We start from the raw sequence: 20,479 nt of genomic DNA on the forward strand, positions 1-20,479 counted from the left end.
GATCATCGGATCCCGTGACATCGGATCCCGTGCGGGGGGCTGGGAGGCGTCCACCGGAAGGGCAGGGCCCGATGGAGTCGCCTGCCCGGCTCGGGCCGGGGGACGTGCTGCGGGTCGGGGCGGCGGGGCTGCGGTCGCGCCCGCTGCGGGTGTTCCTGTCCGCGCTGGGCATCGCGATCGGGATCGCCGCGATGATCGGCGTGGTGGGCATCTCGACGTCCAGCCGGGCGCAGCTCCAGGCGACCCTGGACCGGCTCGGCACGAACCTCCTCACGGTCGGTCCCGGCAAGGACCTGTTCGGGGACGCGTCCAAGCTGCCCGAGGAGTCGGTCGGCATGGTGCGGCGGATGCCGGACGTCGAGTCCGCGTCCGCGACGGCGGCGCTGCGGGACGCCCGCGTCTACCGCAACGACCGCATCCCCGAGGGGGAGAGCGGCGGGATCGCCGTCCTCGCCGCCCGGCTCGACCTGCCGCGCACCGTCGGCCTCACCATGGCGTCGGGGAGCTGGCTGAACGCGGGCACCGCCCGGTACCCGGCGGTCGTGCTCGGGGCGGCGAGCGCGGACCGGCTCGGCGTCGGCGCGCCCGGCGTCCAGATCTGGCTCGGCTCGCAGTGGTTCAAGGTCGTCGGCGTCCTCGAACCGAACCGGCTCGCGCCCGAGCTCGACGCCGCCGCCCTCGTCGGCTGGGAGGCCGCCACCGCCAAGCTCGGCTTCGACGGGCATCCGACCACCGTCTACACGCGCGCCCGCAAGGACGCCGTGCCGAAGGTGCGGGACCTGCTCGCCGCCACCGCCAACCCGCAGGCGCCGAACGAGGTCGAGGTGAGCCGCCCCTCGGACGCCCTCGCCGCCGAGAACGCCACCGACCGCGCGTTCACCGGCCTCCTCCTCGGACTCGGCGGGGTCGCGCTGCTGGTCGGCGGCGTCGGCGTCGCGAACACGATGGTGATCTCGGTGCTGGAGCGCCGCGCGGAGATCGGGCTGCGCCGCTCGCTCGGCGCGACGCGTGGGCAGATCAGGCTCCAGTTCCTCACCGAGTCGCAGCTCCTCGCCGCGCTCGGCGGGGCGGGCGGCGTCGCCCTCGGCATCGTGGTCACCGCCGTGTTCGCGGTGACGCAGGGCTGGCCGACGGTCGTCCCGGTCTGGGCCATGGCGGGCGGCATCCTCGCGACGCTGCTGATCGGCGGCATCGCGGGCCTCTACCCGGCCCTGCGCGCCGCCCGCCTCCCCCCGACCGAGGCGCTGGCCGCGCCCTAGCGCCCCCTCACGGCCGGCCGGGGGACGGGCGTCGGCGAGGGCTCCGCCCCCGGCCCCGGCCGGACTCGCGCCCGCCGGGCATGCGAACATATGTTCGTGTCCGCCTCCATTCTGCACGCCGACCTCGACGCGTTCTACGCGGCCGTCGAGCAGCGCGACGACCCCGCGTTGCGGGGGAGGCCCGTGATCGTGGGTGGCGGGGTGGTGCTCGCGGCGAGCTACGAGGCCAAGGCGCACGGGGTGCGGACGGCGATGAGCGGCGGGCAGGCGCGCCGGCTGTGCCCGCGGGCGGTCGTCGTCCGGCCGCGGATGGACGCGTACGCGGCGGCGAGCAAGGCGGTGTTCGCCGTCTTCCGCGCGACGACGCCGCTGGTGGAGGGACTGTCGATCGACGAGGCGTTCCTCGACGTGGACGGCCTGCGCCGGCCGCCCGCCGCGATCGCCGCGCGGCTGCGCCGGGAGGTCGCCGAGGAGGTCGGGCTGCCGATCACGGTCGGCGTCGCGCGCACCAAGTTCCTCGCCAAGGTCGCGAGCGGCGTCGCGAAGCCCGACGGCCTCCTCGTCGTGCCGCCGGACGCCGAGCTCGACTTCCTGCGCCCGCTGCCCGTCCGGCGGCTGTGGGGCGTCGGCGAGGCCACCGCCGCCAAGCTCGCCCGCTACGGCGTCGCGACCGTCGGCGACGTCGCCGACATGCCGGAGGCGGCGCTCGCGGCGCTGCTCGGCCCGGGCGCCGGGCGGCACCTGCACGCGCTGGCCCGCAACCGCGACCCGCGCCCGGTGCGCACCGGCGTCCGGCGCCGCTCGATGGGCGCGCAGCGGGCGCTCGGCCGCCGCCGCCGGTCACCGGAGGAGCTGGACGCCATGCTCGTCGGCCTCGCCGACCGGCTCGGCGGGCGGCTGCGGAAGGCCCGCCGCGTCTGCCGGACGGTCACCCTCCGCCTCCGCTTCGACGACTTCGCCCGCGCCACCCGCTCGCTCACCCTCGCCCAGGCCACCGCGGACACCCCGCTCCTCCTGCACGCGGCGCGCGGGCTGCTCGCCGCCGCCGCGCCGCTGATCGAGGAGCGCGGCCTCACCCTGATCGGGCTGTCGCTCGGCAACCTGCACGACGCGCGGGCCGTCCAGCTGGCGCTCCCGTTCGACCGGGCCATGGCCGTGGACGACGCGGTCGACGGCGTCCGCGGCCGGTTCGGCCAGGCCGCGATCACCCGCGCCGTCCTGCTCGGCCGCGACCCGGGCGTGCAGGTCCCGCTGCTGCCCGACTGATCCCGCGACCGACCCGCGCTACTCGGACGGGTCGATGATGCCGAGCCCGTCGGCGCCGACCTGGACGGCGGACTCGTCCAGCGCCGCCTCGGAGATCGGCTGGACGTTCCCGTCCAGGTCGAGCGCGGGGCTCGCCTCCTTGTACCAGGACTCGATCACCGCGTTGCCCCAGAAGTCGCGGCGGCGGTCGTCGTGCACGTTCCAGCGGAACGTCTCGTGGTCGGGGTCGCCGGTGTAGTAGTCGGAGGTGTAGATCTCCACCCGGTGCCCGTCGGGGTCGCGCAGGTAGACGTAGAAGGCGTTGGACACGCCGTGCCGTCCCGGCCCGCGCTCGATGTGGTGCTCCTTGCGCAGCGAGCCGAGGATGTCGGCCATGTGCAGCACCTGGTGCGACTCGTGCGTCGCCATCCCGATGTGGTGCAGGCGGGGGCCCGCGCCGCCGGTGAACGCGACGTCGTGGACGGTCTGCTTCCGGAACATCCACGCCGCGTACAGCTCGTGCTCGTCGCCCTCGATGGTCTCCGAGCAGCCGAACCCGAGCGACTTGTAGTGCTCGTAGGCGGCGGGTATGTCGGGGGTGCAGATGTTGAAGTGGTCGAGCCGCGCGATCTGGGCGCCCCGGTGCAGGTCGTAGCGCTGGATGAGGCGCTCGCCCCGGGCGATGTCGTGGAAGAACTCGACCGTGAACCCCAGCGGGTCGACCACCCGGACCGCGTCGCCGACCCCGTGGGTGCCCGTCCCGGCGGGGAGGCGCCGGACGGGGCGGCCGAGGTCCTTGAAGAACCGCTCCGCCTTGTCGACGTCGTCGGGGGTGCGGACCCGGTAGGCGAGGTGGTCCAGGGCCGCGACGGGTCCGGCGCGCAGCACCACCGAATGGTGGGTCAGCTCGTCGGTGCCGCGCAGGTGGAGGGCGCCGGCGTCCTCGTGCTGGACGTGCATCCCCAGCATGTCGACCCAGAACCAGCGCGCCGCCGCGAGATCGGTGACGGCGAGCTGGACGTAGGCGGAGCGGACGACGTCGGGGGCTGTGCTCATGGCTGCTCCTGGGCGCCGAAGCGCGGCGTGTGCACCTCGCCCAGCATGACGTGGACGATCTTGGACTCGGAGAAGAAGTCGATGCTGTGCGCGCCGCCCTCCCGGCCGAGCCCCGAGTCCTTCACGCCGCCGAACGGAGTGCGCAGGTCGCGAACGTTGTGGGAGTTGATCCAGACCATACCCGAGGCCACGTCGTGCGCGATCCGGTGGCCGCGCCGCAGGTCGTCCGTCCAGACGTAGGCGGCGAGGCCGTAGCGGGTGGCGTTGGCGAGCTCGACCGCCTCGGCCTCGTCGTCGAACGGGGCGACCGCGACGACCGGGCCGAAGATCTCCTCCTGGAAGATCCGGGCGTCCCGGGGGACGTCGGTGAACACGGCCGGCTGCAGGTAGTTGCCCTCCGGCAGGTGCGCCGGACGGACGCCGCCCGCGACGAGCTTCGCCTCCCGCTGCCCGATCTCCACGTACTCAAGGACGCGCGCGTAGTGCTCCGGGTGCACGAGCGCGCCGACCTCGGTCGCCGGGTCGGACGGCGGGCCGACCCTGACCTTCTCGGCGCGGGCCGCGAGCCGCCGGGTGAACTCCTCGTAGATCGGCCGCTCCACCAGCACGCGGGAGCCCGCCGTGCACCGCTCCCCGTTCAGCGAGAACACGCCGAACACGACGGAGTCGAGGGCCGCGTCGAGGTCGGCGTCGGCGAACACGACGACGGGCGACTTGCCGCCGAGCTCCATCGACAGGGCCTTCAGGCCGTCCGCGGAGCAGCGCATGATGTGCCGGCCGGTCTCGGTGGAGCCGGTGAACGACAGCAGCGGGACGTCCGGGTGGTCGACCAGCGCCTGGCCCGCGACCTCGCCGATGCCGTGGACGATGTTGACCACCCCGGCGGGGACGCCCGCCTCGGCGAAGATCTCCGGCCACAGGCCCGCCGACAGCGGCGTCCACTCGGCGGGCTTCAGCACGAGCGTGCAGCCGGACGCGATCGCCGGGGCGAGCTTCCAGCTCTCCAGCATGAACGGGGTGTTCCACGGGGTGATCAGCCCGGCGACGCCCGCGGGCGTCCGCACCACGTAGTTGAGCTGCTGGGCGCCGACCCGGTAGGACTCCTCGCCCAGCGCGACGATCACGTCGGCGAAGTAGCGGAAGTTCTCGGCGGCGCGGCGGGCCTGGCCGCGCGCCTGGGTGATCGGCAGCCCGGAGTCGAACGACTCGAACTCCGCGAGCCGGTCCTCGCGGGCCTCCACGGCGTCCGCGATGCGGGTCAGGATCGTGGCGCGCTCCCGGTTGCCGAGCGCCGCCCAGCCGGGGAACGCCTCGCGCGCGGCGGCGACGGCCCGGTCGATGTCGGCGGGCCCGCCCGCGGCGGCGGTGGCGTAGGGGGTGTTGGAGACGGGGTCGGCGACGTCGAAGACCGCGCCGTCGGCACTGTCGGCGAACTCGCCGCCGATCCAGTGCCGGATGCGGTCCGGCAGGCCGTCGGGCCGGGTGGGGGAGGAGGGGAGGGACATCGTGCTCTCTTCCGGTCGTTGTGGGAGGGCGCCTGCGCGGGTCAGAGCCCGGCGGTGAGGTCGCCGCCCTGGTCGAGCAGGTCGCGGATGCGCGCGACGGCCGCGTCGGACGGCGTCGCGAGCGGCGGCCGGACGTACCCGGACGGGATCCGGCCCTGCCGCTCCAGCACCCACTTGGCGGGCGCGGGGTTGGTCTCGACGAACAGCAGGTCCACCAGCGGGTGGAGGCGGTAGTGCAGGTCGCGGGCGCCGGCCTGGTCGCCGGACGTCCACAGCTCGTACATCCGGGCGACCGCGGCGGGAGCGAGGTTGGCGACGGCGCTGACGAACCCGGCGCCGCCGAGCGCGAGCAGCGGCAGGCACAGCAGCTCGATCCCCGACCAGACGAGCAGCTCGGGACCGCAGGCGTGCAGCACGCGGGAGAAGTGCTCGAAGTCCTTGGTGGTCTCCTTGATCCCGACCACGTTGTCGAAGTCGGCGAACAGCCGCCGGACCGTCTCGGGCGCGATGTCGACGGCCGTCCTGGACGGCACGTTGTAGATCACCAGCGGCAGGTCGGGGAACTCGCGCGCGACGGCCGCGTACCAGGCGTAGAGGGCGTCCTGGGTGGGCCGCGCGTAGTACGGGGTGATGATCAGCGCGGCGTCGGCGCCCGCGTCCCGGGCGGCGGCGGTGATCTCCAGGGTCTCGTCCAGCTTGGCGGACCCGGTGCCGGGCAGGAACGGGACGCGGTCGGCGACCTCGTCGGCCGCCGTCCGGATCGCGGTGATGCGCTCGGCCGCGGTCTGCGCGCTCGGCTCGCCCGTCGAGCCGCCGAGCGAGATCCCGTGCGAGCCGGATTCGAGCTGCCAGCGGATCAGCCCGCGCAGCGCGTCGTGGTCGACGGCGCCCTCGGCCGTGAACGGGGTGACGACGGGCGCGATGGAGCCGCGGATCGTGGCCGGGTCGGTGCGGAACTTCAACGTCTTCTCCTCGGTGGTCGTTGTCGCGCGCGGCGGGGCGCGCTCACAGGTCGTGGTCGCGGCGCCAGGTCTCGTAGGCCGCGCGCCAGCGCGGCCCGAGCGGGTAGAGGCCCTCGATGGGCTCCCCGGCCGCGACGCGCTCGGTGATGAAGCGCTCCTGCGCCTCCTGCTCGGCCGAGTCCCGGACGAGTTCGGCGGCGAGGCCCGGGGGGATGACGACGACCCCGTCGGCGTCGCCGACGAGGACGTCCCCGGGCTGGACGAGGGCGCCGCCGCAGGAGATCGGCAGCCCGGTGTCCCACGGGACGTGCCGGCGTCCGAGCACGGCGGGGTGCGCGCCCCCGTGGAAGACCGGCAGGCTCATGCCCGCCACGGTCGCGCTGTCGCGGAGCCCGCCGTCGGTGACGACCCCGGCCGCGCCGCGCTGCTGGGCGCGCAGCGCGAGGATGTCGCCGATCGTCCCGGCGCTCGTGTCCCGGCGCGCGTCCATGACGAGTACCTGCCCGGGACGCAGCTCCTCCACGGCCCGCTTCTGCGCGTTCATGCCGCCGCCGTACCGCTCGAACAGGTCCTCGCGGAGCGGCAGGTAGCGGAGCGTGTGCGCGGTGCCGACCATCTTCACGCCGGCGCCGCCCGCCGGGTGGACGCCGTCGACGCTCATGTGCTGGAGGCCGCGCTTGCGCATCTGGGAGCTGAGCGTCGCGGTGGACAGCTCGCGCAGCGCCGCCGCGAGGTCCTCGTCCAGCGCGGGCGCCGCCCGGTAGGCCGAGCCCCAGGCGTCGGCGCGGTCCGCCTCGGTGACCTTCGGCATCGCGCCCCAGCCGGGCAGCGCCTCGGTCTCGACGACGGTGTTGGAGAGCCGTCCGGTGGACGCGTCCCCGGCGGTGACCTCGACCTCGACGGTGTCGCCGGGGGAGACCACGGACGCGCCCGCGGGCGTGCCGGTGAGGATCACGTCCCCGGCTTCCAGGGTCACGAGCCGGGACAGGTCGGCGACGAGCGTGGCGAACGGGAACAGCAATGTGTCGGTCGTGTCGTCCTGGACCGGCTCCCCGTTCACCCACGTGCGGACCCGCAGCCCGTGCGGGTCGACGGCGCGGGCGTCGAGCAGCCGCGGGCCGATCGGGGTGAAGCCGTCCGCGCCCTTGGAGCGCAGGTTCGAGCCCCGGTCGACGTACTTCATGTCGTGCACGCCCGCGTCGTTGGCGGCGGTGACCCAGCCGACGTGCTCCCACGCCTCGTCGGGCGTGACGCGGTGCGCCCGCCGCCCGATGACCAGGGCGATCTCGCCCTCGAAGGTCATCAGCTCGCAGCCGGCCGGGCGGCCGAGCGGGTCGCCGGTCCCGGCGAGGGACGACGGCGGCTTGACGAAGTACGAGGGCTCGGGCGGCGTCCGCCCGCGCTCCTTCGCCCGCGAGGGGAAGTTGAGATGGACGGCGATGATCTTCGAGGGCCGGTCGCCCAGGGGGTGCGGCACTGCGGGCTCTCCTGCTGACGGGTCGGGACGGGAACCCCCGCGCCGAGGGTCGCTGCAAATCGTATATGAAGTCATGCACGATGACGAGAGTGCATCCAATGTGACTTCGACCGTTCCAACTCAGCGGGGCCCGCAACGGCCGGACACGATGTGCCTGTGCAGTATCATCGCAAATCGTATGCGAAATCCTCTAGGAGGTGCCTGACGGATGCGCGACCTCGCCGTTCGGACGTTCACGCCCACCCGTCCCGTCGACGCGCCGCCCGTGCTCCTCGTGCACGGCTTCGGCTCGGACGGGAAGGCCGACTGGGTCGACACCGGCGTCGCCGAGGCGCTCGCCTCGGCGGGGCGGACCGTCGTCGTCCCGGATCTGCCCGGCCACGGGGAGAGCCCCGCGCCCGCCACCGCCGCGGAGGTCACCGCGCCCGCGATCGCGGCCGCCCTGGTGACCGCCCTCGACGCCGCCGGGATCACCGCCTTCGACGCCGCCGGGTACTCCCTCGGCGCGAGGATCATATGGGAGCTGCCGTCCGCCGCCCCCGACCGGGTGGCGCGGACGGTCCTCGGCGGGCTGGCCCCCGGCGAGCCGTTCACGGCCGTCGACGTCGACGCCCTGCACCGCGCCGTCCAGGACGGGACGGAGTGCGCGGACCCCTTCACCGGCATGATCGCCGGGATGGTCAAGTCGCACGGCGACCGCGCGCCCGGCCTCGCGCTGTGCGTGGAGGGACTGCGCGCGACCCCGTTCGCGGGCGGCGCTTGGAACGCTAAAGCCCTTCCCGTCTTCGTCGTCGGCGAGAATGATGAGCTGACACGAGGGATCGGGGGCCTCGCCGAGGAGATCGGAGCGAAACTGGTCACGGTGCCCGGCGACCACTTCGAGGTGCTGGGCGGAGGGCGATTCCGCGACGTCGTCGTGGAATCGCTGACGCGGTGACCACCACCCCGACCACGAACCGGGGGCGCGGGCCGAGGATGAGGAGAACCGGGTGAGTGCCGCGAAGAAGCAGGACCAGACCAAAGAGAGCAAGGCCGAGTTCTGCTACGAACTGCTGCGGTCGCGCATCCTGGACGGCACGTACGTCCCCGGGTACCGGCTGGTCATCAACCAGCTCGCCCAGGAGACGGGGGTCAGCACGATCCCGCTGCGCGAGGCGCTGCGCCGCCTCCAGTCCGACGGCCTCGTCGAGGTCGTGCGGAACGTCGGCGCCCGCGTCGCGGTCTTCGACGCGGAGCAGGTGGAGCACACGCTGCAGATCCTGGCCCGCCTCGAGGGCTACGCCACCGCGATCTCCGCGCCGCAGATGTCGGCCGCGCACGTCGCCGGCTCCCGCAAGATCAACGACCGGATGGTCGAGGCGCTCCAGGCGTTCGACCCCACGGCGTTCACCGCGCTGAACCGCGAGTTCCACTTCTCGATCTACGAGCACTGCCCCGACTCGCACCTCCAGGCGCTCCTGGAGGCCGAGTGGACGCGCCTGGACCACATGCGCCGGTCCACGTTCAGCTACGTCCCCGGCCGCGCCCGCCGCTCGGTGGTGGAGCACGAGCAGATCCTCAAGCTGATCTCCGAGAACGCCGACGCCGGTGAGATCGAGCGCGTCGCCTGCGCCCACAAGAACGCCACGGCGGACGCCCTCCACACGGCCTCCCACCCGGTCGTCCCCCAGCAGTAGCTCCGCAGAGAAGCCGAAGAGACGACGAACGCGCCGTTCCCGCCGGGCGATGGGTGGGGAACGGCGCGTTCGGGTTTTTCGCGGGGCTAGACGAGCAACTGCCCGCCGTCCACCTGGATCACCGTGCCGGTGATGTGGCCCGCCTGGTCGGACGCCAGGAACAGCACCAGCGGGACGATGTCGTCCGTCGTCGCGATCTTGGCCAGCGGGATGCGGGACTCCCAGGCCGCGCGCGCCTCGGGGTTCTCCATCAGGCCCGCCGTCATCGGCGTGTGGACGGGCCCCGGCGCGACGCCGTTGACCCGGATGCCGTGCCCGGCGAGCTCCAGCGCGGCGGTGCGGGTGAGGGCGTCCACGGCCGCCTTCGTCGCCTCGTAGTGGCCGAGCCCGGCCGTGGGCTGGCGGGCGCCGATCGAGCTGATGTTGACGATGCGTCCCTTGGTGTCGCGTTCCAACATCTGGCTCGCGACCGCCTGGGTGACCGTGAACGTCCCGCGCAGGTTCACGGCGACGACCGTGTCGAACACCTCGAGCGGCAGGGCCGTCAGCGGCCCGCCGCCCGCGACCACGCCCGCGTTGTTGACCAGCACCTCGATCGGGCCGAGCGCCTCGGCGACGTGCGCCACCCCGGCGGCGACCGAGGCGGCGTCCGTGATGTCCATGGCGACGGCGTGGGCGTTCAGCTCCTTGGCCGCCCCCGCCGCCGCGTCGGCGTCCTTGTCGGCGATCGCCACGCGGTCGCCCGCCGCCGCGAACCCCGCGGCGACGGCGCGCCCGATGCCGCTGGCGGCCCCGGTGACGAGGACGACCCGTCCCTCGGTCATCGTGCCTCCGCGATGATGATGCGCGGGCTGCCGGGCAGCGCGCGGGTCTCGACCGGCTCCCAGCCCGCGGCGGACAGCCAGCCGCGGACCTCGGCCTCGGGGTAGACGACGGTGCCGTCGATGACGAGGTACTCACCGGCGTGCAGGGCGTCGATCACGCGCTGCTCGGGGTCGTCGTCGAGGAAGAAGTCGAGCAGGACGAGCGTGGCGCCGGGCGCCGCCGCCTGCCGGGCCCGCTCGATCATGGCCTTGTTCTGCTCGGCGTCGAACCGGTGGACGACGTGCTCCAGCAGGACGAGGTCGAACCCGTCCGGCAGCTCGCCGGTCAGCGGGTCGGACTGGACGACGTCGGCGCGGTCGCCCACCCCGGCCTCGTCGAGCGCGGTGCGGGCGAACTGGACGAAGTCGCCGGGGCCGAGGAACGTCCCCTGCGCCTTCTCGGCCGAGCGCAGCGCCTCGATGAGGAAGGAGCCGGACAGTCCGCCGAAGTCGAGGATGCGGGAGAAGGGAGTGAAGTCGAACGTCTCCGCGAGCATCTTCGCGTGCAGCGCGTTGTAGGTCATCACGCCGGTCATGAACGTCTGCATCCGCTCGCCGCCGAGGTCGAGCTGCTGCGGCTCGGCGCTCCGGGTCGTCGCGGCGAACTCCGTCCAGTGCGGGTAGCTGATCGCGTCGAGGAACGCCAGGAACGGACGCAGGTCGACGTCGCCGCCGGTTCCGGCCAGATAGGCGGCGGTCGCCGGGGAGTTGGCGTAACGGCCGTCCGCGCGGGTGAGCAGGCCGAGGCCCGCCATGGCGTCGCCGAGGATGCGCGCGGTGCGCTCGGGCAGCCCGGCCCGTCCGGCCAGCTCGGCCGCCGTCGCCGGACCGTCCGCGAGGGCCGCGAAGACGCCCGCCTCGCTGGCCGCGAACAGTTGCTTGGCGGCCATGTAGCCGGTGGCGACGCCGAGGATCGAGGAAGGGTCGGCGCCCGGGGAGGGATGCGACATGAAGATGTCTCCTTCGGGGTAAAAGATATGCCAGATGCTATACGATCAGCGTGAACGTCGGCCAGGGGTTCCGCCCCTCGGCCCTGCTCACCGCACCGGAGGACGGCGATGGAGTTCGCAGAACGGGTCCCGAGACGGCGTCTCGGCGTGCACGGCCCCGAGGTCCCGCTGCTGGCCCTCGGGTCCTGGAACACCTGGGACCGGATGGACCGTGACGACGCCGCCGAGCTGGTCCGGCTCGCGGTCGACCGCGGCGCGAACATGTTCGACGTCGCGCACTACAACTTCGGCCCGCACGCGGAGAACGCCGTCACGGACGTGCTGTTCGGGCAGGCCGTCCGGGACGCCGGGCTGGCGCGCGAAGACTACCTCCTGTGCGGCAAGCTCTGGCTGTGGGAGTACCCGCGCTCCTCGTTCGCCGAGCAGATCGAGGTCTCGCTCGACCGGGTCGGCACCGACCGCGCCGACATGGTCGTCGTCGGCGACTTCATGGAACGTCCCGATCTGCACGCCGTGGTGCGGGACGTGTCCGAACTCGTCCGCGCCGGGCGGTTCGCCTCGTGGGGCGTGAACAACTGGTCGGCCTGCGACGTGCTGTTCGCCTGCCGGTTCGCCGCCGCCGAGGGCCTCGTCCCGCCCTCGTTCGCGCAGCTCAAGTACAACCTGGCCCGCCGGTCGGTGCCGGAGGGCGCGCTGTTCGCCAAGCTCTACGCCGAGGAGGGCCTCGCGCTCCAGGCGTCGGACGTCCTGGAGGGCGGCATCCTCGCCGGCAAGCTCGACCCCGAGCGCAAGATCGGCGCCGACCCGGGCGGCATCCGGGACCGGATCCGCGCCGCGTTCCCCGAGGTCAAGCGGATCGCCGCGGAGTTCGGCGTGCCGCCCGCGCAGTTCGCCGTCGCCTACACCCTGGCTCATCCGGCGGTCGCGAACGTCCTGGTCGGCGTCTCCCGCGCGCAGCAGCTCGAGGACGGCCTCGCCGCGCTCGGGCTCGCCGCCCGGCACGGCGACGAGCTGCGCGCGGCCGCGGCCGGCCTCTGGCTGGACAAGGGCGTGGTCGACCCGGCGGCGTCCTGGGGGACCGACGCGCCGTCGGCGCAGGGCCGCGACGCCGTCCCGTGCACATGAGCCGCCGGGCCGTCCGCCCCTCTCACCCCTCGTAGACGACCTCGCCGCCGAGGATCGTCATCCGCACCGGCACCGACGGAAGATGCCGCGGCTCGACGGCGAAGACGTCGCCGTCGAGAACGCACAGGTCGGCGACCTTGCCGTCCTCGACCGAGCCCTTCACGTCCTCCATGCCGTCCTGCCAGGCGGGGGTGACGGTGTAGGCGCGCAGCGCCTCCGCCACCGCGAGCCGCTGCGCCTCGCCCCGGACCGAGCCGTCCAGGCCGCGGCGCGTCACCGCTGCCGCCAGCCCGGCCCGCCAGTCGGGGGTGAGCACCGGGGCGTCCGAGCTGAGCGACAGCCGGACGCCCGCGTCGAGCGCGTCCCGGGTGGGCCAGGCGTCCCGCAGCGCGTCGGCGCCGAGCGCGTCCACGATCATCGGCTCGGTCGCCACCGGGATCCCGGCCTGCGTGTTCAGCCCGATCCGGGCGGCGGCGAGGACGGTCAGCGTCCGCGGCGCGAGCAGGTCGCCGTGGATGAGATAGTGCCGCGCGTCGCGGCCGTCCCGGGCGAGCGCGGTGGCGAGCGCGTCCGCCACGACCCGGGTGGTGCGGTCGCCGGTCGCGTGCACGCCGATCTGGTGGCCCGCGTCGTGCGCCGCATCGATCATCGTGCGCAGCGCGGCCTCGCGCTCGGCCTCGGAGTTCCCGTCGACCAGCAGCGCGCCGTGCGTGCCGTCGGAATAGGAACGGTCCGTCCAGGCGGTGCGCATGGGCGGGATGCCGTCCGCGAAGATCTTCACGCCCGCGACCCGGAACCGTCCCGGCACGTCGGCGGGCGGCTTGAAGTCGCGCAGCCCGGCCAGCAGCTCGGCGGCCGAGCTGCGGCCGTCCAGCTCCCCGAACAGCGTCAGCGCGGTCACCCGCGCCTTCAGCCTGCCCTCGGCCGCCAGCTCGGCGTAGTCGTGCAGGGCGGCGGAGCCGAAGCAGCCGGTCGCGCCCGCGTCCTCGCCCGGGCCGAGGCCCGGCTCGGTGTAGCTGGTGATCCCGAACGAGGCGAGCAGGTCGGCGGTGCGCAGGATGGCGCGCCGCCGGTCCGCCTCGGTCTCCAGCCGGGACGGGCCCCCCGGCGCGCCGTCCGGCGGGGGCTCGTGCGAATGCCCGCCGGAACCGGCCAGTTGATCCATCAACAGTGCCGGCCACATCGAACCGAGCCACACTCCGTGCAGATGAGAGTCGTTGATCCCCGGCAGGACCGACCGCCCGTGGAGATGGACCACGCGCGTGCGCGGTCCGATGAGGGGCGCGACCGTCTCCGCGGCGCCCACCCGCGCGATCCGTCCGGCGCGTACGGCGACGGCCTCGGCGATGCGGTCCTGTGCGTCGACCGTGTGGACCCGTCCACCGGTCAAGACAAGATCAGCAGCGGAAACATCCGGCATATCGTGCTCCAACATCTGGACAGCGTCGATGGGATGCAATTAACGTACACGGAATCAGATACGATTTTGAGTGTCCGCTCCACTGGGGAGCGGACACGCCGGGCCTTCGGAGGTAAACGATGCCCCTGGATCCCGAGGCGCAGCGGATCGTCGACCGCACTCCTGCCGAGGACCCGAACGGGTCGGCCCCGCCCGACCCCGTCGCGATGCGCGAGGGCTTCAAGCAGATGTGGCGGATGCCCGACGACCTGCCCGCCGTCGGCTCCGTCGCCGACACCGTGATCCCGGGCCCCGCGGGCGACCTCCCCGTCCGCGTCTACACGCCCGCCGGGGAGGGGCCCTTCCCCGCGTTCGTCTGGTACCACGGCGGCGGCTGGACGATCGGCGGCCTCGACGAGAACGAGTACTCGTGCCGCGCCGTCTGCGCCGCGGCGGAGACCGTGGTGGTCTCCGTCGACTACCGGCTCGCGCCCGAGAACCCGTTCCCGGCCGCGGCCGAGGACGCCTACGCCGCCGTCGCCTGGATCTCCGCGCACGGCGCGGAGATCGGCGCCGACCCAGCCCGGATCGCCGTGGGCGGGGAGAGCGCGGGCGGCAACCTCGCCGCCGTCACCGCGCTCAAGGCCCGCGACCTCGGCGGTCCCCGGCTGGCCCTGCAGGTGCTCATCTCGCCCGTGCTCGGCCACCCCGACGACGGGCGGGCCTCCTACGAGGAGTATTCGGAAGGATACTTCCTCTCCAAGTCCAGTATGGACTGGTTCTTTACGACATATCCGACGGATCCGCGCGACCTCGACGACCCCTACCTGCTGCCGCTGCGGTCGAAGAACCTCGCCGGGCTGTGCCCGGCGCTGGTCCTGGAGGCCGAGTACGACGTGCTGCGGGACGAGGGCGAGGAGTACGCGGCGCGGCTGGAGGAGGCGGGAGTGCCGACGGAGCTCGTCCGGTACGAGGGCATGATCCACGCCTTCTTCGGGCCGCTCGCGACCGAGCTGTCGGCGGGTCGCGCGGCGCAGCGGCGGGTCGCCGCCGCGCTCCGCGCCGCCTTCGGGACGGACGGCGCCTGATGACCGCCCCCGCACTGGCCCTCGCGGGCGTCGGCGTCGACCGCGCCGAGGTCCAGATCATCCACGACGTCAGCCTCGACGCCGCCCCGGGAGCGGTCACCGTCATCCTCGGCGCGAACGGCGCGGGGAAGACGACGCTCATGGACGGCATCGCCGGCCTCGCCCCGCTCCGGTCCGGCACGATCCGGCTGGACGGCAAGCCCATCGAGAAGCTCGCCCCCTACAAGCGGGCGTGGGCCGGGCTCGGCTACGTCGAGCAGGCCCGCACCACCTTCCGGACGCTGACCGTGGAGCAGAACCTCCTCGTGTCCCAGTCCGGGGACGGCGACCTCGGTACCGTCTACCGGCTCTTCCCCGAGCTGGAGAAGCGGCGCGGCCTCCAGGCCGGGCACCTGTCGGGCGGCGAGCAGCAGATGCTCGTGCTCGGCCGGGCGCTCGTCTCGGCGCCGAAGGTCGTCCTGATCGACGAGATGTCGCTCGGCCTCGCGCCCCTCGTGGTGCGGCGGCTGATGGGCACCGTCGGCGAGCTGGCCGGGATGGGCATCGCGGTCGTGCTGATCGAGCAGTTCGCGAACCTGGCCCTGGACATCGGCACCCACGCCCACGTGCTGCGCAAGGGCCGCGTCGTCTTCTCCGGCCCGTGCGAGGAACTCCGCGGCGACGAACAGCGCCTGCACCGGCTCTACTTCGGCGGTCCGCCCCTCAGCGCCGCCAAGACCGACGCCGGTGCGGCAGAGAGCGAGCTCGAATGAACGTGCTGGACAAGCGGGGGCTCGGCGTGGGGCTCGGCGCCGCGGCGCTCGCCTGCGCCGTGCTGCCGGTGGTGCTGCCCCCGTACTGGATCTACCTGGCGATCAGCGCGGCGATCAGCGCGGTGATCATGCAGAGCTTCGGCGTGATCGTCGGCCGGGCCGGCGTCATGTCGCTCTGCCAGATGTCGTTCGCGGCGATCGGCGCGTGGGTCATGCTGCGGCTGAACGTGGCGGACGCCCCCGGCGGCTTCTTCGTGTGGCTGCTGCTCGGCGGGCTCGCCGCGGTGCCGGTCGGCGTCGCGATCGGGCTGCCCGCGCTGCGGATCCGCGGCGTGAACCTCGCCGTGGTGACGTTCGGCTTCGCGGTGTCCGCCGACATCGTGCTGAACAGCAACCCGTTCCCGGGCGCCAAGGACCTGAAGATGCTCGACCGGCCCGCGCCGTTCGACACCGACAGCGGGTACTTCATCCTCTGCGTCATCGTGTTCACGATCCTCGCCGTCGCGCTCGGCGCGATCGGCAAGACGCGGCTCGGGCTGTCCTGGTACGAGCTGCGGCACTCCGAGCGGTCCGCCGCCGCGCACGGCATCTCCGTCGCGCGCAGCAAGCTCGCCGCGTTCGCGATCAGCGCGTTCGTCGCCGGGATCGGCGGCGGGCTGCTGGTCGGCCAGCTCAGCCTGGTGGTGCCGCAGAACTTCGCGATGGGCCAGTCCCTCGCGCTGTTCGCCGTCGCCATCATGATCGGTCCGCACCACCCGGAGGGCGCCGTCCTCGGCGGCGTGTTCGGCGCGATCATGGGGACGATCATGGAGAAGATCTCGCTGCCGCAGGACTTCGGCGGCGTGCTGTTCGGCGCGGGCGCCCTGCTCGCGCTGCGCAGCGGGCTCAGCCAGACCGACCTCACGCGGATGCGCAAGCGGGAGCGCGACGCCCGCAAGCTGCTGAAGGAGAGCGGCGACGCCGCCGAGGCGGCCGCGGAGAGCGCCGCCGCGCAGGCCCACGCCGACCCGCCGGAGGTGCCCGCGCCGCGAGCGGCGGCCGACCGGAAACCGGTGCTGTCCGTCGAGGGCCTGACCGTCAAGTTCGGCGAGGTCGTCGCGCTCGACGCCGTGGACCTGACCGTCCCAGAGGGCGGGGTCGTCGGGCTCATCGGCCCGAACGGCGCCGGGAAGTCGACCTTCATCGCGGCCGTCAGCGGCTTCGTCGGCTACCAGGGCGCGGTCACGCTGGACGGGCGCTCGCTCGACCGGGTCGTCCCGAACAAGCGGGCGACGCTCGGCCTGCGCCGGACGTTCCAGACCACCGCCATCGCGCCCGAGCTCAGCCTCTACGAGTACCTGACGATCGGCGCGGGCCGCAAGCTCGCCAAGTCCGAGGCGGACGAGCTGCTGGAGTTCTTCGCCTGCCCGCCCGGCGAGGTCCCGGTGTCCATCGTGGACGCCGGCACCCGCCGCCAGCTCGACGTCGCCGCGGCCATCGCGGCGCGGCCCAAGGTGGCGCTGCTCGACGAGCCCGCCGCCGGCCAGTCCGCCGCCGAGTCGATCGCGCTCGGCGCGCGGCTGCGGGCCGTGCCCGCGACGTTCGGGGTGTCGATCCTGCTCGTCGAGCACGACATGGAGCTCGTCCAGGCGACCTGCGAGGAGGTCACCGTCCTGGACTTCGGCCATGTCATCGCGTCCGGGCCCACCGGCGAGGTCCTGGAGGACCCCGCCGTCCGGGCCGCCTACCTCGGCGCCGCGGACGTCCCGGCGTCGTGACCGCGGCGTCCGGTGTCGCCGTAACAAATGTCGTAAGAAATCCCGTCGTACCACGCCCCGTCGTGACAAGTCCTGTTCCATACCCCCAACCCCATCTCTTCGTGAAGCAAGGGCCTCTGCGATGAAACGCACACACGCGCGCACATACTCTCTGGCGGCCGCGGCCGCGCTCGCCATCTCGTTCGCCGGCGCCGGCTGCCAGTCCTCCGGCGGCTCGGACGGGCCGATCAAGGTCGGCGCGATCAACGGCGTCACCGGGCTGTTCCAGACCCCCGAGGTCCCGAAGGCCGTCAAGGCGGTCTTCGACGAGGTCAACGCCGCGGGCGGGATCAACGGCCGGAAGCTGGAGCTGATCAGCAAGGACGACGCGATGGACCCGGCGCGGTCCAGCCAGGCCGCCCGAGAGCTGATCAAGTCCTCGAACGTGGTCGCGTTCGCGGGCTCGTCCAGCGCGGTGGACTGCGGGCTCAACCGCGCCACCTACACCAAGGAGAAGATCGTCTCCGTCCCGGCGGTCGGCGTCGACCCGACCTGCTTCACGAGCCCGAACATCGCGCCCGTGAACCCGGGTCCGTTCACGCTGACGACGGCGATGCTGTACTACGCCTCGGAGACGCTCAAGCACAGCAAGGTCTGTATCGACTACACCATCCTGCCCGGCAGCGGCGGCGGCATCGAGAAGGCCATCAAGGACTGGACGGACCTGACCGGCAAGACGCTGACGCACAAGAACCTCGCCGTCGGCCAGGGCGACCCGACCCGCTACCTCGTCGCCGACAAGAACGCGGGCTGCGAGGCCGTCCTCTACAACGCGACCGTCGGGCCGTGGTTCCAGCAGGCCAAGACGCAGGGCATGCAGAAGGTCGACTTCATCGTCGCGGCGAACAGCTACACCGACGCCAACGCCAAGGTCATCCCGGCGGACATGAACGCCTACGCCGCCACCGAGTGGCAGCCGTACACCGACCCGACCCTGCCGGGCAACGACCGGTGGGCGAAGCTCGTCGAGAAGAACGGCATCCAGAAGACGGCGTTCAGCCAGGGCGCGGTCATGTCGGCGGACATCTTCGTGCAGGTCCTCAAGACCATCAAGGGCGACATCACCCGCGAGTCGGTGACGAAGGCCTTCAAGGAGATGAAGCCGATCAGCTACCCGATGGCGGGCACCCCGTACGTCTTCGGGCCCGGCAACGACCACAACCCGATCAAGGGCAGCCAGTTCGTCAAGGCCGACAAGGGCGGCTGGAAGGTGCTGCCCGGCGGCTTCACCGTCCCGGCCCCCACGAAGTAGCGGCATGTCGCCGGGTGCGCGGGACCCCTCCCGCGCACCCGGCCCCACCCGGAGGTATCCGATGGTGAACTCTGTGATCGCCGGGCTGTCCAGCGGCGGCGCGTACGCGCTGCTCGGCCTGTGCGTGGTGCTGACCTACCGGCTCGTCGCCGTGGTCAACTTCGCGATGACGGCGGTCGGCGCCATGGGCGCGTTCGTGATGGTGTCGCTCACCGACAGGGGAGTGAACGTCTGGCTCGCGCTGCTGATCGGCGCGGCCACGGCGGCGCTGCTGTCCGGTGTGTTCGGCGCGGCGCTCGTCCGCTGGTTCGCCGGGCACCGGGAGCGGACGAAGGCGGCCGTCACCGTCGCGCTGTACGTGGCGCTGACCGCGATCGGGGTGCGGCTGTTCGGCGGCAACTCGACCGGCGCGCACCGCTTCCCGAACCCGTTCGGCGACCCCGTCGTCACGGTGGGCAGCGTCGTCGTCCCGCAGTCGGTGCCGGTGGCGATCGGGTTCGCGCTGCTCATCACCGTCGCCGTCGGGCTGCTGCTGACCCGCACCCGGCTCGGGCTGAAGCTGCAGGCGCTGTCGGAGCGGCCGGGCACCGCCGAGGTCGTCGGCATCCCCGCGCCGCGGCTCGCGGTCGGCGTCTGGGCGGGCGTCGGCGCGATCACGATGCTGGTGGTCGTGCTGGTCGCGCCGCGCCTCGGCGGCGACTTCGGGACGCTGTCCGGCCTGATCAGCACCGCGCTGGCGGTCGCGATGGTCGGCGCGTTCCGCAGCCTCCCGCTGACCCTGCTCGGCGGGCTGATCCTGGGCTGCCTGGAGGGCCTGTCGTCCTCCATGGACTCGATCCAGAAGTACCAGGGCGTCGTGCCCTTCCTGGTGATCCTCGTCCTGCTGTGGTGGCGGAGCCGCCGCGAGGTCTGGGACACCGCGCACAGCCGGTAGGCGTGCGGAGAAGAGAGAGAAACGAGGCAAGATGGGTCACCCGACCGCTACCAGGGCCGCGGTGCTCCGCGAGCACGGCGCCGAGCTCAGCCTGGAGGAGCTTCCGCTGCCTCCCGAGTGCGAGCCGGGCGCGGCGCTCGTCCGGGTCGACTGCGCGACGCTCTGCGCGACGGACGTCCACCTCTGGTCCGGCGCGATGGCGTTCCCGGAGATGCTGCCGATCGTCCTCGGGCACGAGACGATGGGCACCGTCCAGGCCGTCGGCCCGGGGACGCGCGACGCCCTCGGCCGCGAGGTCAAGGTGGGCGACCGCATCGGCTGGTCGGAGTCGGTGTGCGGGCACTGCTACGGGTGCACCGTGCTGCGCAACCCGGTCGCGTGCGCCGAGCGGGGCTACGGCTTCCTGCTGCGCGCCGACCGGTTCCCCTACGCCACGGGCGGGCTCGCCGAGTACAACTACGTGACGCCGGGCGCACTGAAGCTCGTCCTGCCGGACGACGTGAAGGACACGTGGGCGGCGTCCGCCGGGTGCGCGGTCAAGACCGTCCTGCACGCCTTCGACCGGGCCGGGGGAGTCCGGCCGGGGTCGGCGGTCGCGGTCCAGGGCGCGGGCGCGCTCGGCCTCGTCGCGACGGCCGTGGCGAGCGTGGCCGGCGCCGGCACGGTGATCACCATCGGCGCCCCGGACGACCGGCTTGAGCTGGCCCGCCAGTATGGCGCGGACGTGACGATCGGGCTGGACGGCGACGCCGACTCCCGGGTCGCCGCCGTCATGGACGCGACGCAGGGCCGCGGGGCCGACCTCGTCCTCGACGTCGCGGGCGCGCCGGGCGTCGGCGCCGAGGCGATCGGCATGGCCGCGTTCGGCGCGTCGTTCGTGATCGTGGGCAGCACCGGGCCGCAGCCGGAGCAGCTCGCGCTCGGCGCGATCATGGGCAAGGAGCTGAACGTGCGCGGCTCCCTCAACGGCGACGTCGGCGACCTCCACCGCGCCGTCGAGTTCCTGCGGACGTTCCAGGACCGCTTCGCCTGGGACGACCTGTTCGGCGCCCCGGACGGCCTCGGCGCGGCGTCCGGGGCGCTCGGCTCCATGTCGCGGCTTGAGCAGGTCAAGGCCGTCATCCACCCCAACCGGTAAGG

Annotated in this window: 18 protein-coding genes; 11 read left to right on the top strand and 7 right to left on the bottom strand. The window is 73.3% G+C overall.

The window, feature by feature from the left end; translation table 11 throughout:
• Positions 1-71: 71 nt before the first annotated feature.
• Positions 72-1,259: an ABC transporter permease gene (locus FXF65_RS39715; RefSeq protein WP_148355641.1), complete on the top strand. Its 1,188-nt coding sequence runs from the start codon at positions 72-74 to the stop codon at positions 1,257-1,259.
• A 96-nt stretch (positions 1,260-1,355) separates the two neighbouring features.
• Complete coding sequence (gene dinB, locus FXF65_RS39720; protein WP_222868991.1) at positions 1,356-2,525, top strand: DNA polymerase IV; 1,170 nt, start codon at positions 1,356-1,358, stop codon at positions 2,523-2,525.
• A gap of 18 nt (positions 2,526-2,543) precedes the next feature.
• On the opposite strand, the gene hpaD is transcribed toward dinB, so the two are convergent.
• From hpaD to FXF65_RS39740, 4 genes are read right to left on the bottom strand one after another with little or no spacing between them, the layout of a single operon-like run.
• Positions 2,544-3,560, bottom strand: a complete 1,017-nt coding sequence (gene hpaD, locus FXF65_RS39725) for a 3,4-dihydroxyphenylacetate 2,3-dioxygenase (RefSeq protein ID WP_148355643.1) — start codon at positions 3,558-3,560, stop codon at positions 2,544-2,546.
• The gene (gene hpaE, locus FXF65_RS39730; protein WP_148355644.1) at positions 3,557-5,065 is read right to left on the bottom strand and encodes a 5-carboxymethyl-2-hydroxymuconate semialdehyde dehydrogenase; all 1,509 of its coding nucleotides are present in this window, start codon (positions 5,063-5,065) and stop codon (positions 3,557-3,559) included. Before hpaE ends, hpaD begins: the two co-directional genes overlap by 4 nt.
• Before the next feature lie 41 nt (positions 5,066-5,106).
• A complete protein-coding gene (dapA, locus tag FXF65_RS39735; protein WP_148355645.1) occupies positions 5,107-6,027 on the bottom strand; it encodes a 4-hydroxy-tetrahydrodipicolinate synthase in 921 nt (306 codons plus the stop codon).
• A 43-nt stretch (positions 6,028-6,070) separates the two neighbouring features.
• Complete coding sequence (locus FXF65_RS39740) at positions 6,071-7,504, bottom strand: fumarylacetoacetate hydrolase family protein (protein WP_148355646.1); 1,434 nt, start codon at positions 7,502-7,504, stop codon at positions 6,071-6,073.
• Positions 7,505-7,712: 208 nt separating this feature from the next.
• On the opposite strand from FXF65_RS39740, the gene FXF65_RS39745 reads away from it, so the two are divergent.
• Together FXF65_RS39745 and FXF65_RS39750 are read left to right on the top strand one after the other, a co-directional pair.
• Entirely contained in the window at positions 7,713-8,441 is a 729-nt protein-coding gene (locus FXF65_RS39745) for an alpha/beta fold hydrolase (RefSeq protein WP_148355647.1), read from the top strand.
• 52 nt (positions 8,442-8,493) lie between these two features.
• A complete protein-coding gene (locus tag FXF65_RS39750) occupies positions 8,494-9,180 on the top strand; it encodes a GntR family transcriptional regulator (RefSeq protein ID WP_148355648.1) in 687 nt (228 codons plus the stop codon).
• 86 nt (positions 9,181-9,266) lie between these two features.
• Here the strand turns inward: FXF65_RS39750 and FXF65_RS39755 are convergent, their stop codons facing one another.
• Complete coding sequence (locus tag FXF65_RS39755) at positions 9,267-10,004, bottom strand: SDR family NAD(P)-dependent oxidoreductase (protein WP_148355649.1); 738 nt, start codon at positions 10,002-10,004, stop codon at positions 9,267-9,269.
• The gene (locus FXF65_RS39760; protein WP_148355650.1) at positions 10,001-10,993 is read right to left on the bottom strand and encodes a methyltransferase; all 993 of its coding nucleotides are present in this window, start codon (positions 10,991-10,993) and stop codon (positions 10,001-10,003) included. Before FXF65_RS39760 ends, FXF65_RS39755 begins: the two co-directional genes overlap by 4 nt.
• Before the next feature lie 108 nt (positions 10,994-11,101).
• Between FXF65_RS39760 and FXF65_RS39765 the strand changes: the two genes are divergently transcribed.
• Positions 11,102-12,118, top strand: coding sequence for an aldo/keto reductase (locus FXF65_RS39765; protein ID WP_148355651.1), 1,017 nt, complete (start codon positions 11,102-11,104; stop codon positions 12,116-12,118).
• A gap of 22 nt (positions 12,119-12,140) precedes the next feature.
• Here FXF65_RS39765 and FXF65_RS39770 read toward each other — a convergent pair whose 3' ends face one another.
• The gene (locus FXF65_RS39770) at positions 12,141-13,508 is read right to left on the bottom strand and encodes an amidohydrolase (RefSeq protein WP_246199413.1); all 1,368 of its coding nucleotides are present in this window, start codon (positions 13,506-13,508) and stop codon (positions 12,141-12,143) included.
• A gap of 149 nt (positions 13,509-13,657) precedes the next feature.
• On the opposite strand from FXF65_RS39770, the gene FXF65_RS39775 reads away from it, so the two are divergent.
• From FXF65_RS39775 to FXF65_RS39800, 6 genes are all read left to right on the top strand, one after another.
• Positions 13,658-14,605 (top strand): alpha/beta hydrolase, encoded by a 948-nt coding sequence (locus FXF65_RS39775; RefSeq protein ID WP_148355653.1) that lies wholly within the window; start codon positions 13,658-13,660, stop codon positions 14,603-14,605.
• Complete coding sequence (locus FXF65_RS39780) at positions 14,605-15,357, top strand: ABC transporter ATP-binding protein (protein WP_148355654.1); 753 nt, start codon at positions 14,605-14,607, stop codon at positions 15,355-15,357. The genes FXF65_RS39775 and FXF65_RS39780 overlap by 1 nt, the downstream gene beginning before the upstream one ends.
• A complete protein-coding gene (locus FXF65_RS39785; RefSeq protein ID WP_148355655.1) occupies positions 15,354-17,114 on the top strand; it encodes a branched-chain amino acid ABC transporter ATP-binding protein/permease in 1,761 nt (586 codons plus the stop codon). The genes FXF65_RS39780 and FXF65_RS39785 overlap by 4 nt, the downstream gene beginning before the upstream one ends.
• A 121-nt stretch (positions 17,115-17,235) precedes the next feature.
• On the top strand, positions 17,236-18,405 hold the full coding sequence (locus FXF65_RS39790; RefSeq protein ID WP_148355656.1) for an ABC transporter substrate-binding protein: 1,170 nt from the start codon (positions 17,236-17,238) through the stop codon (positions 18,403-18,405).
• A gap of 61 nt (positions 18,406-18,466) precedes the next feature.
• Positions 18,467-19,339 (top strand): ABC transporter permease subunit, encoded by an 873-nt coding sequence (locus FXF65_RS39795; RefSeq protein WP_148355657.1) that lies wholly within the window; start codon positions 18,467-18,469, stop codon positions 19,337-19,339.
• A 31-nt stretch (positions 19,340-19,370) separates the two neighbouring features.
• The gene (locus FXF65_RS39800; protein WP_148355658.1) at positions 19,371-20,477 is read left to right on the top strand and encodes a zinc-binding dehydrogenase; all 1,107 of its coding nucleotides are present in this window, start codon (positions 19,371-19,373) and stop codon (positions 20,475-20,477) included.
• Positions 20,478-20,479: the final 2 nt, after the last annotated feature.

This window comes from Actinomadura syzygii (genome assembly GCF_008085905.1).
In the GTDB taxonomy this organism is placed as follows: domain Bacteria; phylum Actinomycetota; class Actinomycetes; order Streptosporangiales; family Streptosporangiaceae; genus Spirillospora; species Spirillospora syzygii.